We start from the raw sequence: 14,334 nt of genomic DNA on the forward strand, positions 1-14,334 counted from the left end.
AGACGCGACGCGTCGAGGGCCTTCACGCCTGTCGCCCTTCAGGTCTTCGCAAATCGAACCGGGAGCAAGAAGCGGGTCATGACGATCTCCTGCGAGGAACTGGAAGGCTAGTGCGGAGGGCGGACTTGGAGACAGTATCTTTGCGCAGATTGCCGGGACATTTGCGCCAGATGGCCTGCCAAACGCGCGATGCCCGAACGCTCGGCTTGAACATGGGTGCCGATCTGAAGCACGGTCGGCTGCGGATCGAGGGGAGGACATCACCGTTGCAGGATCTTGAGAACGGCGTCTGGCACAACGCGCCGACGCGTTTCGACCATTCGGATGGCAGCCTTCATGTCGTGACCGACGAGCAGACGGACTTCTGGCGGGAGACGCATTACGGCTTCACGAGGGACAACGGCCATTTTCTCGGCGTGGAAACGGCCGACGGCTTCACGGCCCAACTGCGCGTGCGCGCCACGTTCGAGCATCTCTACGACCAAGCCGGACTCATGGTTCGGATCGATGAGCGAAACTGGCTCAAGGCCGGACTGGAGTTCTCGGATGGCCAAGCGCTGCTCGGAAGCGTCCTGACGGTCGATCGGTCGGATTGGGCTACAGGTCCCTTTGCGGGAAATCCCATGGACTTCTGGATGCGCGTCTCGCTCGCGGACGGTGTCCTGCGCCTGCAAGCCTCGCAGGATGGCGAACATTGGCCGCTGGTTCGCCTCTGTCCTTTCCCACGGAGTGTTCGCTATCGCGTCGGTCCGATATGCTGCACGCCCGAGCGCGCCGGCCTTTCCGTCCGTTTCTCCGACTGGTCGTTGACGCCCCATCTCGGAAAGCCCCTCCACGATCTGGGATGAGATCGAGGCATGCGTTTTTCCCATCGGAAGAAAGAACCGGCATGGTTCGTCCGTCACCGGACGGCAAAGGCGCACCGTTCGATACTAAAACGTTAAAGTTTCCGATGGAGACTATGCGTGTCCCAAACGGTTTTCGGAACGAACGCTTGCCCTTGCCAGACGCCCCGACCATTCACCTCTGCACGCTCCTTTCGAGTGCGGCATTCGGTGCGATGTTCGTGGCGCTTTGGCTCATCAGGGGGCGAGGGGCCTACTACCTCCTTTGCGGCGCCGGTGCGCTGATCTATGCCGCGACGCTCACAGGCCTCTTGATTCCGGATCGGGGTCTTTTGTTGTCGACGCTGCTTTTCGTCGGACTGGGAGCCTACAACAGCTTTCTGCTCGCCGCCGTGCGCGCCTTCGAGGGCAAGCGCGTCATGGACGGATGGATCGTCGCGTTGCCGATCCTGTCGGGTGCCGCGTTCGGCATCTTCGCGTTTTCGCCCGAAACGGTTTCGATGGGGCAGACCGCCAATTCGGTGTTTCTCGGGTTTTCGACCCTGGCCGTGGGGCTGGTCCTCGCGCGGACCCGTGGCTCGCGTGCGCCGCGCAGCCGGCGTCTTCTCGCGATCTTTCAGCTCGCCTATGTGCCGGCCTATGTCATCTCGGTGATGCTCGCCTTGTCGATCGACGTCGGTATCGACTGGCTCGCGCTCGTGCCGCTACTTAGCGACCAACTGCTTCTCGGCGTTCTCAACATCGCGCTTCTCGCGATGCCCGGGGAACATGCCGAAGCCGCGTTGAGCGAGGCCGCTTTGAAGGACCCGCTTACTGGCGCGTGGAACAGGGCGGGCCTCGCCACGATCGAGAAAGCGCTTCGCGAGCCGGCGGGCGTGATCGTCTTCGACGTCGATCATTTCAAGGAGATCAACGATCGCCATGGCCATGCGGCCGGCGATGCGATCCTGATCGCGCTCGTCGCCGGAGCGAAGGCCACCTTGCCGCCCGGCTCGCATCTGGTGCGGCTGGGAGGGGACGAGTTCGCCGCCGTGCTGCCGGGCCTGCCCGACATCGAGACAGGCCGGGAGATGGCCGAACGCCTGCGCAAGCTGGCGATGCCGCAACCTGGATGCACCATCAGTCTCGGCATGGCGCGCAGCGAGCGCACCGAGATTGGCCTGGCCAAGGCACTGTCGCGCGCGGATGATAGGCTTTACCAGGCCAAATTAGCCGGACGAAACCGCGTGGCGGCCTGACGGGCAGTACGATATTCGCCCCGCTCAATCCCTATGATCGCAAGCATCGGCAAGGGGACTGTTGACGAGCCGGCAATCAGCTCGAAGCGATCGGTCAGTCTGGCCGCAGCCCTATACACGGTGCAGAAGAAGCCGCCTCCAACCTTCCAAGGCGCAGTCGTCATGTGATCAACGGCAGCTCCGCGAACCCGGTTCGGAAGGGCTGACGAAATCGGGACAGGCGCCGCCTGAGAGACCTCGGGGCGGCGCCTCACCACGGCCGTCAGTTGGTTGTCTTGCCGCAGGTCGTCTGCGCGTTTTCCGGTGTGCAGACCTCGGTCCCCGTGATGATCATCGGGGGTACGGTCTCCTTCTTGGTCAGCTTGTCCAGCGCCATGACTGTCTCGTAGCCCATGTCATAAGGTCGCTGGCCGACGTTGAAATGGCTGAGGCCCTGGGCGAGAAGGGGGAGCTGAGGCCCGAAATTGTCGCCGAACACTACGACCAGCTGCTTGCTGTCGAGCCGCGCCTTGAGCGGCTCCATCGCCTGCGTGTAGGCCTGAGGGGCATACTGGGCCCAGCCGCCGACAGCGATCAACGCATCGAGGTCCGGATGGCTCGTCATGACGTCGCGCACTTGCTGGGCGGCGAGAGCGATGTCGTCGTTGTTGTACACCGGGCAACCGGCGGGCTCCGTCCAGCCGTTCGTGTTGTTCAAGGCAGCGGCAGGCTTGTCCTTGGTGGTTCCGGCCAGCGTGTCGCGAATGCCTTGGATGCGGTTGTTGAGATTCTCGGAAGCCGGGGCGCCGGACTGAATGCATACGGTTCCGCCCTTCTTGCCGCTCTCCAGAACCTTCTGCGCCAGGACCTTGCCGAACTCGTAGTTGTCGGTCCCGATATAGGTGGCGCGCAGCTTGGCGTCCTCCGGCAGGACGTCGGTGTCGAAGGTGACGACGGGAATGCCCGCGTCGTTCGCCATCTTCAGGATGCGCGCCATGGCTTTCGGATTGCCGGCGGAGATACCGAGCCCGTCGACGCCGCGCGTGATGACGTCTTGGGCGAGTTGGACCTGCTTGGCCTCGTCATATTCGGTCGGGCCGATATAGGTGCAGGTGACGTCCCCGAGCTTGGCGGCCGCCGCTTTGCAGCCGGCGTCGATCGGCGGGCTGAAGGCATTATTGAGCACCTTGAAGACCAGCGCGAATTCGCGATCCGCCGCCTCGGCGGGCGCGGCCAGCACACTGCCGGCGAGACAGGCCACGGCCAGCGCCGCTTTCATTTTGCGTGTCGTCGTCACGTTCGTTCTCTCCCTTTTTCGTTGATCTTGCCTGCCGCCGCGGCCCTCACCGCCGCGAGGCGCGGATCCGTTCGAGCAGGACGGCGCCGAGGATGAAGCTGCCCACGAAGAAGCCCTGCCAGAACGGATTGACGCCCGCGATCAGCAGTGAATTGCGGATCACCTCTACCAGCACGGCTCCGATCGCGGCGCCGATCGCCGTTCCGAAGCCGCCGATCAGGCTCGCCCCGCCGATCACCGTCGCGGCGATGACCTGGAGCTCGTAGCCCGTGCCGATCGCGTTGGTGACCGCGCCGAGCCAGCCGACCAGGAATACGGCCGTCAACGCCGCCATGAGCCCACTGAACGCGTAGGTCGAGACCTTGATGAGTTCGACCGGAATGCCGCACAGGCGGGCCGCATCCTCATTGCCGCCAACCGCAAAGACGTAACGGCCCCAACGCGTCATCGTCAGGAGGACATGAAGAATGACGATGCCCACGGCCAGCGCGTAGATGACGTTGGGCAATCCGAGCGTCTTGCCGCCTCCGAGCGCCAGCAGGGCTTCGGACCAAGGACCGAAATCGTAGAACACGATGTTCTTGCTGATGACGAGAGCGAGGCTGCGCCCCATGGAAAGCGTCGCCAGCGTCACCACGAAGGGCGGCAGCTTGAGATAGGCGATGATCGCGCCGTTGAACGCCCCGCAAAGGATGCCAAGCATCAGCACGGCCGGGATCGCCAGCGGCAGGGGCCAGCCGGCGACGAGCAAGATGCCGAGCGAGACGCCGCACAGGCCGAGGATCGATCCCACCGAAATATCGATGCCGCCGCTGATGATGACGGGCGTCATGCCGAGCGCCATGATGCCGATGAAGCAGGCGTTCTGAAGGACGTTCAGCAGATTGCCGGATGTCGCGAATTTCGGGGAGATGATCGACACGACAATGCCGAGCACGACGATCGCAATCGCGATCCACGCTTCCTGCGTACCGCCCAGCCGGCCGACCAAGCTCCGCTTCGGCGCGGTGAGAAGATCGATATTCATTCCATGCGGGTCGGACGAGGTGGCCATGCTGTTCTCCGACCGTCAGGCTGTGGCGATGGCGCCGGTGATGAGACCCGTCACCTCTTCCGGGCTCGAGTCGGCGACGCGCTTGTCCGCCACCTTGCGGCCGCGCCGCATGACGACGACGCGGTCGCAGACCTCGAACACGTCAGGCATGCGATGGCTGATCAGGATGACCGCCAGGCCTTGGTCTCGCATACGCCGGATGAGCGCGAGGACTTCGGCCACCTGGCGCACGCTGATGGCGGCCGTCGGCTCGTCCATCAGGACGATCTTGGACTTGGCCAGCCGCGTGCGCGCGATGGCCACGGCCTGACGCTGGCCACCGGACATCCGGGCGACGAGGTCGGCGGGGCGGGTCTCGGACTTGAGCTCCTTGAAGAGTTCGTCCGCCTTCGCGTTCATCCGCCGCTTGTCGACGATCTTGAACGGCCCCCAGCGCCGCATCAGTTCACGGCCGAGGAAGACATTGGCCGCCGCCGACAGATTGTTGCAAAGGGCCAAGTCCTGGTACACGACCTCGATCCCGTGCCGCCGCGCATCGGAGGGCCCCGTGAGCTGAAGCGGCTTGCCCTCCAAGAGATACGTACCGGCCGTCGGCAGGAAGTTCCCCGCAATGGTTTTGACCAGTGTGGACTTGCCGGCGCCGTTGTCGCCCATGAGGCCGAGGACTTCGCCCGCATGGATGTCGAGCGAAACGTCGTTCAAGGCCCGGATGGCGCCGAAGTCCTTCACGATCCCCTCCAGACGAGCCAGTGTTGCCATGTCTGCCCCCGCCTGAGATTTATCGATGGACACTACGAACATGTAAGATTGGTGTCGTCAATCTAACGGCAGGCCGGTATTATTTGTGCGCTGCAACTAGATCGACTGAGTCAACTTGTTTCGTTTGGCAGCTATTTTTTCTCGAATCGACCATTTGGGCGCGCCGAGATCGGATTCAGTCGAGAGCAGCAAGGCGAAGGTGCTGGCTGCGATTCCCCGGCGCTGGCTGCAAACCCGTCGGAACTTCCGCGCTCCCTTGCCCTTGCGTGCTCGACTGGCCTGGAATTTCGCTCATCTCGTTAAAGCGGCGAGCCTTTTCGAAGCGGCTCGCTGGTCACAGTCTGGCCCCGGCGATGGTGTCGCTATACATGCGGGGGCATGGACAGAGCGGTGACTACGAAACACATGGCGCCTCTACGACCAGACGGATCGTTTCGCCCAACCGAGGGGGGTGAGGCGGCAGACGTGCGGAGGAACCGCTGATGCGACAAGACGATCAGGCGTGGCTCTTGGGCCTGGCCTCGCTAATGGGCTCGTGCCTTGCCCGCTGCAGCGCCGCTTCAACAACGTGATCGGGAACGGCCGTTAGGCGATCGAGAACGCGGATAAGGGCCGTTTCAACCCGGACAGCAGTACGCCATACGCAATCGTTAAGCAAAGCTACGGCACCCTTCAATCGAACTTCTCCAATATGATCAACCAGCTCAACCAACCCTATTCATGCTGAGAGACCTTGAAATCGAAACCAAGCCGTCGTGTGCCGGTCAGCAGGGCCGGGGCCCATCTGGGCGGCGACGAGTGGGGTTGCGTCGTGCGATCGCTCGATGTTCGATGATACGACCTGTCGCACTCGGGAGCCTTGCTCGGGCGTGTGCCTTGGCGGCCGTACTGTCGCTTGGCCCGGTTGCGATTGCCTCGGCTGATGGGGAAGGAGACCGGAGCTATCTCGCGCTGGAGCGGGCCGAGCGCGTCTTCGAGGGTATGCGCCGCTTCGCGGACATGCAGTGGCCGGTTCTGGAGGTGAGAGATCACCCTGACAGCGCGGTCCTGGCACGGCGCGGACGGGAGGTCGCCGAAACGGTCTTCGAGCTCGCCGGCGCGCGAGCGGAAATGCTCGCCGCCCTGGCCGCAACGCCGGGGAACGTTCCACCCGAACTCGGCGCCATCGCCCGTCGCATGCAGGAAGCGGAAGCTGACTTGTCCGCGGGTTCATCGGCGGCGACGTCGGGTGAGAGCGCCGAATCGACGGCCGATCGGGACCATGCCCTGATCCGCGAGGTCAGCGACGCCATGGCGCTGCCCGATCTCGCGGCCGAGGCCGGTGTGACCGGGCGGCGCATCAAATGGCTCTACGAATCCTTGCTGACCGAAGACCTCCAGGCATTGCGCGCCATGAGCCCTGAGGCTCTGGAGGCGGGCGTGAAAGGCATCATGGCGCAAACACGAAAGGCGGACGGAGAAACGACCATCCCGCCCCTGCGCCGGAATCTCCTGAGGAACGAGACACTTCGATCCCTCCGGGCGATTCTCGTCAGACTTCCGCCGGGCGATTTAGCCACGCTCGCCGCCTTCTACGCGACAGAAGAGGGGCGCGCCAAACGCAACGCGCTCCTTCACGCCTTCCAGCACCGCGTCGATGCCGATGGCGAACGCTTCCTCGTGCGGATGCTGAACGAGAAGCGGTGAGCGTGCGTTCGTCGCCTGACGATGAGCGTTCAGCCTTTCGACCGAGCTCAGCCAAGGTGAATGGTCCATCAGCGCAGCGACGCCGCGTCGCTCCGCCTTGGCCCGGGCCGGCTGCATGACCCAGAAGGTCATGCGTACAGGATCTTCGGAACGCATTTCACCGAGCGTCACGCCGTCCCGTGTCACGATCCGCAGGTTTCTGATCTGTGCCCGTTCCCCGCATAAGACGAAATGCAAGAAGCCGGCCTCCATGCGAAGGCCGGCTTCTTGTTGTCTCAACCCCCGTTTGGCAGGGGCTGTCCGAACTTAGGGATGAGGCACTGGAATGGCTTCAATGAGGGCACACTTTGCCGACAAATGCCCATCCTATGCCTGCTCTTTCACTTCACCTGCACCTTCACATCGCGCCGCTGAGAACTCCGACAACAAGTGAAATAGTTAACTGCAGCCGGAAGTACTTCCACAGGTGTCGCATTTCAAGCAAGTGCCGTTGCGGACCATCGTGAAATTGGAGCACTCCGAGCAGCTGTCGCCGGTGTAGCCTTTCATCAGGGCCTGGGCGCGGCGTTCGGCGCTGGTGGACTTGGGCGCGGTTTCGACGCGGGACACGTCCCGATCCGACGCGGCGAAGGATAGAGGCGAGTCGAAGAGACCCTGGGCCGGCGAGCTGTCGGCGACGGGGGCGGGCTCGGCGAGGGGAGCTGCCTCGTAGTCCCGCTTGAAGGCCGCGACCTGCGCGCCACCGCGAGCGAGCGGGGCCGCCGCACGCGGCAGGACGGCCGTCACGACGGAGGGCGAAGCCTGCTTGGCGACCGGTGCCACGTTGCCGCCGGCCGAGCCCTGCGGCTCGCTGGAGGAGACGAGGCGGAACTTCGAGGTCTGTCCGCGAACCATACCGGCCGAGATCGGCAGCGGGGCGGGCTTGTCGCCCTCGACGCCGCGACCAATGGTCGAAGCGCTGAACTCCTCCGGCTGGACATGGGCGAGGTCGTGGCGGCCGAGATAGGAGACCGCCAGTTCGCGGAACACGTAGTCGAGGATCGACGTCGCGTTCTTGATCGCCTCGTTGCCCTGGACCATGCCGGCCGGCTCGAATCGCGTGAAGGTGAAGGCCTCCACGTACTCGTCGAGCGGCACGCCGAACTGCAGGCCGAGCGAGATGGCGATGGCGAAATTGTTCATCATCGCGCGGAAGGCGGCGCCTTCCTTGTGCATGTCGATGAAGATTTCACCGAGACGCCCGTCGTCGAACTCGCCGGTGCGCAGATAGACCTTGTGTCCGCCGACGATCGCCTTCTGCGTATAGCCCTTGCGGCGGTTCGGCAGTTTTTCGCGCTCGCGCGTTACGCGCTCAATGACGCGTTCGACGATGCGTTCGGCGATTTCGGTCGCCTGCACGGCGGCGGGCGCGGCGGCGATGGCCGCTGCGGTCTCCTCCACCAGATCGTCCTCGTCCTCCTCGTCGGCAATCAGCGAGGCGTTGAGCGGCTGGGAAAGCTTGGAGCCGTCGCGGTAGAGGGCGTTGGCCTTCAGCGCGAGCTTCCAGGACAGCATATAGGCGCTGTTGCAGTCCTCCACCGTTGCATCGTTCGGCATGTTGATCGTCTTGGAAATCGCGCCGGAGATGAAGGGCTGCGAGGCCGCCATCATGCGGATATGCGATTCCACCGAGAGTGAGCGTTTGCCGATGCGCCCGCACGGGCTGGCGCAGTCGAAGACGGGCAGGTGCTCGGCCTTCAGGAAGGGTGCGCCTTCAAGGGTCATGGCGCCGCAGACATGAATGTTCGCGGCCTCGATGTCCTTCCGGCTGAAGCCCAGCGCGGGGAGGATCTCGAAGGAGAAGTCGTTCAGCTGCTCGTCGGTCAGGCCGAGCACGTCCTTGCAGAAGCTCTCGCCGAGCGTCCACTTGTTGACGGCGAACTTGATGTCGAAAGCACTCTTCAGCGCCGTGTTCAGCGCCTCGATCTGCTCGTCGCCGAAGCCCTTGACCCGCAGCGAGCCGGGGTTGATGGCGGGGGCCTGGTTGAGATTGCCGTGGCCGACCGCATAGGCCTCGATCTCGGCGATCTGCGCCTCGGAATAGCCGAGCGTGCGCAGGGCCTCCGGCACGGCGCGGTTGATGATCTTGAAGTAGCCGCCGCCTGCGAGCTTCTTGAACTTTACCAGCGCGAAGTCCGGCTCGATTCCCGTCGTGTCGCAGTCCATCACGAGGCCGATCGTGCCGGTCGGCGCGATGACGGAAACCTGCGCGTTGCGATAACCGTGCTTCTCGCCCAGTTCCTGCGCCTGCGCCCAGGCCTGCTTGGCGCGGGCCGAAAGACGCTTGTCCTTCAGCGAGGAATGGTCGAGCGGAACCGGCTCGACGGCAAGGCCCTCGTACCCGTTGGCAAGGCCATGGGCGGCGCGCGAATGGTTGCGAATGACGCGCAGCATGCCGGCCGCGTTGCGCTCGTAGTCCGGGAAGGGGCCGAGCTCGCGTGCCATCTCGGCCGAGGTCGCATAGGCGACGCCCGTCATGATAGCCGACAGCGCGCCGCAGATCGCCCGCCCTTCGGCCGAGGAATAGGGAATGCCGGCGGTCATCAGGAGGCCGCCGATATTGGCGAAGCCCAGACCCAGCGTGCGGTAGTCGTAGGAGCGCTGGGCAATTTCCTTGGACGGGAACTGCGCCATCAGGACGGAGATTTCGAGCACCACGGTCCAGAGGCGCGTGGCATGCTCATAGGCGTCCACGTCGAACCGGGCGCCCGGCTCGCGGAACTGCAGGAGGTTCATCGACGCCAGATTGCAGGCCGTGTCGTCCAGGAACATGTATTCCGAGCACGGATTGGAAGCACGGATCGCGCCGGCCGCCGCGCAGGTGTGCCAGTCGTTGATCGTCGTGTGGAACTGGATGCCGGGATCGGCCGAAGCCCAGGCGGCATAGCCGATGCGGTCCCACAGTTCGCGGGCCTTCAGCGTCTTCGTCACCTTGCCGGTGGTGCGACCGATCAAGTCGTGCGTGCCGTCCTGCTCCACCGCCTGCAGGAACTCGTCCGTCACGCGGACGGAATTGTTGGAATTCTGGCCAGCGACGGTGAGATAGGCTTCCGAGTCCCAGTCCGTATTGTAAACGGGGAAGTCGATATCGGTGTAGCCTTGGCGCGCGAACTGGATCACGCGCTTGATGTAGTTCTCGGGAACCTGGGACTTCTTGGCGTCCTTCACCGCGCGCTTCAGCGCCGGGTTGACGTTCGGGTCGAAGCACTCCTCGCCCGTGCCGCCTTCGCAGTTCACGCAAGCCGAGAGAATGAGCTTCAGGTGCTTGGAGACGACCTTGGAGCCGGTGACGAGGGCCGCGACCTTCTCCTCTTCGCGCACCTTCCAGTCGATATAGGCCTCGATATCGGGGTGATCGATATCGACCACGACCATCTTGGCCGCGCGGCGTGTCGTGCCACCGGACTTGATGGCGCCGGCCGCGCGATCGCCGATCTTGAGGAAGCTCATGAGGCCCGACGACTTGCCGCCGCCGGCCAGCTTCTCGCCTTCGCCGCGAAGCTGCGAGAAGTTGGAGCCGGTGCCCGAGCCATACTTGAACAGCCGCGCCTCACGCACCCACAAGTCCATGATGCCGCCCTCGTTGACGAGGTCGTCGGCGACGGACTGGATGAAGCAGGCGTGCGGTTGCGGATGCTCGTAGGACGAGGCGGAGCGGGTCAGCTCGCCGGTGCGATGGTCGACATAGAAATGGCCCTGGCTCGGCCCGTCGATCCCGTAGGCCCAATGCAGGCCTGTGTTGAACCATTGCGGCGAGTTCGGCGCCACTTTCTGCGTCGCCAGCATGAAGGCCAGTTCGTCGCGGAATGCGCCCGCGTCTTCCTCGGTCTGGAAGTAGCCGCCCTTCCAGCCCCAATAGGTCCAAGTGCCGGCCAGACGGTCGAAGACCTGCCGCGCGTCCATCTCGGAGCCGGTGCGCTCGTCCTCGGGCAGGGCGGCAAGCGCCTCCTCGTCGGCGACCGAGCGCCAGAGCCAGGAGGGAACGTCGTTCTCCTCCACGCGCTTCAGCGCCTTGGGCACGCCGGCCTTGCGGAAATACTTCTGCGCCAGGATGTCCGAAGCGACCTGGCTGAACTGGGCGGGGACGTCGATATCGGCGAGGCGGAAGACGACCGAGCCATCCGGATTGCGGATCTCGCTCGTGGCTTTGCGGAACTCGACATTGGCATAGGCGCCCTGGTCCGGCTTGGTGTAGCGCCGTTCGATCTTCAGGCCCATGGTCGTACTCCGATCCGGAATGCCCCGCTTTGGCCGAGCGAGGTCGCGCGCCGACTCCGAGGTCGGCGCCGAACCCAAGGGCCTGGGCGGCGGTGATTCTTAAAGTTGCGTTGGCTTCACTATATATGGTGGCTGGCGCATCCGCGACCAACTACCTGTAGCGAGGCTTGAATATCCACAATCGATTGAAAGGGTGTGGAAACCGTAAAATTCGAACCAATTCGACGCCTCGGAACACGCGACTCAAAGCCTCACCGATCGATCGGTTCCCTGGCTTTCGGCTTATCCACAGGATGCTGTCGGGACGATCCGAAGAGGCACACGGGTCAAAAATAAACGCCAGCCCGGGCGAGGGCCAGCGTTTGATAAAAGTCGAACGGGATTGCTGTGGAGACTGGGGAAAACTCAGCCCGCCGAGCCCTTGGCGATCGGTGCCTGAAACGTCAGGCCGAGATCCCAGGGGAAAAAGATCCAGGTATCCTGGCTGACCTCGGTGATGAACGTGTCCACCAGCGGGCGGCCCTTCGGCTTGGCGTAGACGGTGGCGAAATGCGCCTTGGGCAGCATGGCGCGCACCAGCGCGGCGGTCTTGCCCGTGTCGGTCAGGTCGTCCACGATCAGGATGCCTTCGCCGTCTTCCTCGCGCAGGGCGGGCGAGATGTCCTTGAGAACCTGCAACTCGCCCTGCGAGTCGTAGTCATGATACGACGCGATACAGACGGTCTCGATCAGGCGTGTGCCGAGTTCGCGCGCGATGATCGCCGCCGGTACGAGGCCGCCGCGCGTGATGCAGACGATGGCCTTCCATTCCGGCCGCACGCCCGCCAGACGCCAGGCAAGCGCCCTCGCATCGCGGTGGAACTGGTCCCAGGACACGGGGAAGGACTTATCGGGCGTCGACATGCTGGCTCTCCGAAGGGCTTACGCGCGTAAGCGGGCTCGGATAGCGGTTCCACCGCGCTCCGGCAAGTTCGAGACGTGTGAACGCCATTACGCCGCTTTCGCCTTCAGGCCATCGATCATCGCCTCAACGGCTTCGCGCGCGGCGGAAAGCGCGTCAGCATCGCGCGAGCGGATCACCAACTCGGTGGAATAGCGCTGTCCATCGAAGCGGGGATAGGAGCCGATCGCCGTGCCGGGGTGCTGCCTCTGGATCTCGGCCAGCGGTCCGCCGATATCGCCTTCGCCGAACGGGCAGGCGACGGAGGCGCTCTGCATGACCGGGCCGCCGGGCAGGGTGGGGAGAACATTGTCCAGCATGGCGGTGAAAATTCCCGGCACGCCGGCCATGACGAAGACGTTCCCGACCTGAAAGCCCGGCGCCACCGAAACGGGATTGTCGATCAGCGTGGCGCCCTCCGGCGTGCGCGCCATGCGCATGCGCGCTTCGGTGAAGGGCAGATCGCGCGAGGCGTAGTGGCGCGCGAGCCGGTCCATGGCCTCTGGGTGTTGAATCAGCGGCAGGCCGAAGGCAAGGGTGACGGCCTCGGCCGTGATGTCGTCATGCGTCGGGCCAATGCCCCCCGAGGTGAAGACGTGGTCGTATCGGCCGCGCAGAGCGTTCAAGGCGTCCACGATGGCGCCCTGGTCGTCGGCGACGATCCGCACCTCCTTGAGGTCGATCCCGGTGAGCGTCAGAACGCTCGCCAAATGGGCGATGTTGCGATCCTTCGTGCGGCCGGACAAAAGCTCGTCGCCGATCGCCAGCATCGCGGCCGTCGGCGCCGTCTCGCCCTGATGTGTCATCGTCCCGTTCCCTTCGATTCGCGCCAGGCGGAGTGTGGCGAGTGCCGGCGTGAAGATAAAGCGACAGGACCTGTTTGCGTTCAGCGACGCAGCGTCAAACATTCCGACGCTCGCTTTCCTCGGGCGCTGCCGCTCTATGTCAGCCCCAGACGCCGGTCCGCTGGGGATCGGTCCGATGATGAAGAGGGAGAGACGATGGCGAAGGTCCTGGTTCTCTATTATTCCAGCTACGGCCATATCGAAACCATGGCCAAGGCCATGGCAGAAGGCGCGCGCTCCGCCGGCGCCGAGGTGGATATCAAGCGCGTGCCCGAGACGGCGCCGCCCGAAGTCGTCCAGGCCGCGCATTTCAAGACTGACCACGACTTTCCCGAAGCCCAGCCGGACGATCTCGCAGGGTACGACGCGATCATCGTCGGCGTGCCCACGCGCTACGGCAACATGGCCTCGCAGATGGCCTCCTTCTGGGACCGCACCGGCGGCCTTTGGGCGCAGGGCAAGTTGATCGGCAAGGTCGGCGGCGTCTTCACCTCCTCGGCGACGCAGCACGGCGGCAACGAGGCGACGATCCTCTCCGTCCACAAGACGCTTCTGCATCATGGTCTGGTGATCGTCGGTCTGCCCTATTCCTTCCAGGGCCAGATGACTCTCGGCGAGATCGCAGGCGGATCGCCCTACGGCGCGACGACGATCGCCGGCGGCGACGGTTCGCGCCAGCCGAGCCAGATCGAGCTCGACGGCGCCAAGTTCCAGGGCAAGCACATCGCCGAGATCGCGGCCAAGCTTTCGGCCTGACAAGCGAGCGCGGCGGAGCCCACTCCGCCGCATTTCATCTTAAGGAGTCGAGAAGGCTTACCGCCGCCGGCCAGGTGTCGCGCCGTTCGCGAAGGCGTGCCTCAGCGGCAGAGTTCGGGAATGAGGGTCGAGCCGTTGTCGCACTGCGCGTCGCATTCGAGCGCCAGTCTCAAGGTGTCGAGCGCGCGATTGTCGCTGCGGACATGGCTCAGCATCTCGTCCGCATTGGTCGCGCCCAAGTCCGACCAGATCAGATCAGCATCGCTCGCCAGCACGCTCGGGATTTTGGTCGCCTGTGTCATAGGTGTTCCTCCTGGAACCAACCTCGAACGCGGTTAACCTCTGAACACTATCAAATCACAGGCCGAAAACCTTAACAATGGTTGCGACAGCCCTCCTTTATAACTTGTAATTGTCTGAGCAGACCTAGATCGCCGGACTAAGTAGCTGAAATAAATAAGAGATCGCTTGCCAACACCCGTTCGAGGTCACCCGCTCGACACCCGAGCAACATTAACATTCGGTTAAGTGAGACAAAACGCGCGTTCGGGCCGCGCAATGGCGGCGTGGTACGGGCTGCGGGACTCGAACCCGCACAGACTAAGTCCGAGGGATTTTAAGTCCCTTGCGTCTACCATTTCGCCAAGCCCGCATGCCCTGCCTGACAGGGCGCCGACA

The 14,334-nt window shown here is 64.0% G+C and carries 11 protein-coding genes and 1 tRNA gene; 4 read left to right on the forward strand and 8 right to left on the reverse strand.

Annotated features, from left to right (window positions below; translation table 11 throughout):
* Positions 1-266 precede the first annotated feature (266 nt).
* Together AUL32_RS14630 and AUL32_RS14635 are read left to right on the forward strand one after the other, a co-directional pair.
* The gene (locus tag AUL32_RS14630; RefSeq protein ID WP_062116253.1) at positions 267-848 is read left to right on the forward strand and encodes a DUF1349 domain-containing protein; all 582 of its coding nucleotides are present in this window, start codon (positions 267-269) and stop codon (positions 846-848) included.
* A gap of 41 nt (positions 849-889) precedes the next feature.
* The gene (locus AUL32_RS14635; protein WP_192847468.1) at positions 890-2,083 is read left to right on the forward strand and encodes a GGDEF domain-containing protein; all 1,194 of its coding nucleotides are present in this window, start codon (positions 890-892) and stop codon (positions 2,081-2,083) included.
* A 262-nt stretch (positions 2,084-2,345) separates the two neighbouring features.
* On the opposite strand, the gene AUL32_RS14640 is transcribed toward AUL32_RS14635, so the two are convergent.
* From AUL32_RS14640 to AUL32_RS14650, 3 genes are all read right to left on the reverse strand, one after another.
* Positions 2,346-3,341, reverse strand: a complete 996-nt coding sequence (locus AUL32_RS14640; RefSeq protein WP_062116259.1) for a sugar-binding protein — start codon at positions 3,339-3,341, stop codon at positions 2,346-2,348.
* 64 nt (positions 3,342-3,405) lie between these two features.
* The gene (locus AUL32_RS14645; RefSeq protein WP_062116880.1) at positions 3,406-4,386 is read right to left on the reverse strand and encodes an ABC transporter permease; all 981 of its coding nucleotides are present in this window, start codon (positions 4,384-4,386) and stop codon (positions 3,406-3,408) included.
* Positions 4,387-4,428: 42 nt separating this feature from the next.
* Positions 4,429-5,172, reverse strand: a complete 744-nt coding sequence (locus tag AUL32_RS14650; RefSeq protein WP_061976244.1) for an ATP-binding cassette domain-containing protein — start codon at positions 5,170-5,172, stop codon at positions 4,429-4,431.
* 720 nt (positions 5,173-5,892) lie between these two features.
* Between AUL32_RS14650 and AUL32_RS14655 the strand changes: the two genes are divergently transcribed.
* On the forward strand, positions 5,893-6,858 hold the full coding sequence (locus AUL32_RS14655) for a hypothetical protein (protein ID WP_156421476.1): 966 nt from the start codon (positions 5,893-5,895) through the stop codon (positions 6,856-6,858).
* A 438-nt stretch (positions 6,859-7,296) separates the two neighbouring features.
* Here AUL32_RS14655 and AUL32_RS14660 read toward each other — a convergent pair whose 3' ends face one another.
* The 3 genes from AUL32_RS14660 to AUL32_RS14670 form a co-directional block, all read right to left on the reverse strand.
* Positions 7,297-11,109, reverse strand: coding sequence for a vitamin B12-dependent ribonucleotide reductase (locus AUL32_RS14660; protein WP_374700959.1), 3,813 nt, complete (start codon positions 11,107-11,109; stop codon positions 7,297-7,299).
* Positions 11,110-11,520: 411 nt separating this feature from the next.
* Positions 11,521-12,018, reverse strand: coding sequence for a xanthine phosphoribosyltransferase (gene gpt / locus AUL32_RS14665; RefSeq protein WP_062116267.1), 498 nt, complete (start codon positions 12,016-12,018; stop codon positions 11,521-11,523).
* A gap of 87 nt (positions 12,019-12,105) precedes the next feature.
* Positions 12,106-12,861: a competence/damage-inducible protein A gene (locus tag AUL32_RS14670; RefSeq protein ID WP_062116270.1), complete on the reverse strand. Its 756-nt coding sequence runs from the start codon at positions 12,859-12,861 to the stop codon at positions 12,106-12,108.
* A gap of 195 nt (positions 12,862-13,056) precedes the next feature.
* Here AUL32_RS14670 and wrbA point away from each other — a divergent pair, with 195 nt between their 5' ends.
* Positions 13,057-13,656 carry an NAD(P)H:quinone oxidoreductase gene (gene wrbA / locus AUL32_RS14675; protein ID WP_061976239.1) on the forward strand — a complete coding sequence of 200 codons (600 nt, stop codon included), beginning with the start codon at positions 13,057-13,059 and terminating at the stop codon, positions 13,654-13,656.
* A 101-nt stretch (positions 13,657-13,757) separates the two neighbouring features.
* On the opposite strand, the gene AUL32_RS14680 is transcribed toward wrbA, so the two are convergent.
* Together AUL32_RS14680 and AUL32_RS14685 are read right to left on the reverse strand one after the other, a co-directional pair.
* The gene (locus tag AUL32_RS14680; protein WP_061976238.1) at positions 13,758-13,958 is read right to left on the reverse strand and encodes a hypothetical protein; all 201 of its coding nucleotides are present in this window, start codon (positions 13,956-13,958) and stop codon (positions 13,758-13,760) included.
* Between the two features lie 265 nt (positions 13,959-14,223).
* Positions 14,224-14,308 (reverse strand) — tRNA-Leu (locus AUL32_RS14685).
* Positions 14,309-14,334 lie beyond the last annotated feature (26 nt).

It is taken from the genome of Aureimonas sp. AU40, from assembly GCF_001463785.1.
Lineage (GTDB): Bacteria > Pseudomonadota > Alphaproteobacteria > Rhizobiales > Rhizobiaceae > Aureimonas.

What these genes read in the sequence shown, in the direction of transcription:
- AUL32_RS14635 (WP_192847468.1), top strand. Translation starts at nt 890, where the DNA reads ATGGTTCGTCCGTCACCGGACGGCAAAGGCGCACCGTTCGATACTAAA.
- AUL32_RS14640 (WP_062116259.1), bottom strand. Translation starts at nt 3,341, where the DNA reads ATGAAAGCGGCGCTGGCCGTGGCCTGTCTCGCCGGCAGTGTGCTGGCC.
- AUL32_RS14645 (WP_062116880.1), bottom strand. Translation starts at nt 4,386, where the DNA reads ATGAATATCGATCTTCTCACCGCGCCGAAGCGGAGCTTGGTCGGCCGG.
- AUL32_RS14650 (WP_061976244.1), bottom strand. Translation starts at nt 5,172, where the DNA reads ATGGCAACACTGGCTCGTCTGGAGGGGATCGTGAAGGACTTCGGCGCC.
- AUL32_RS14655 (WP_156421476.1), top strand. Translation starts at nt 5,893, where the DNA reads ATGCTGAGAGACCTTGAAATCGAAACCAAGCCGTCGTGTGCCGGTCAG.
- gpt (WP_062116267.1), bottom strand. Translation starts at nt 12,018, where the DNA reads ATGTCGACGCCCGATAAGTCCTTCCCCGTGTCCTGGGACCAGTTCCAC.
- AUL32_RS14670 (WP_062116270.1), bottom strand. Translation starts at nt 12,861, where the DNA reads ATGACACATCAGGGCGAGACGGCGCCGACGGCCGCGATGCTGGCGATC.
- wrbA (WP_061976239.1), top strand. Translation starts at nt 13,057, where the DNA reads ATGGCGAAGGTCCTGGTTCTCTATTATTCCAGCTACGGCCATATCGAA.
- AUL32_RS14680 (WP_061976238.1), bottom strand. Translation starts at nt 13,958, where the DNA reads ATGACACAGGCGACCAAAATCCCGAGCGTGCTGGCGAGCGATGCTGAT.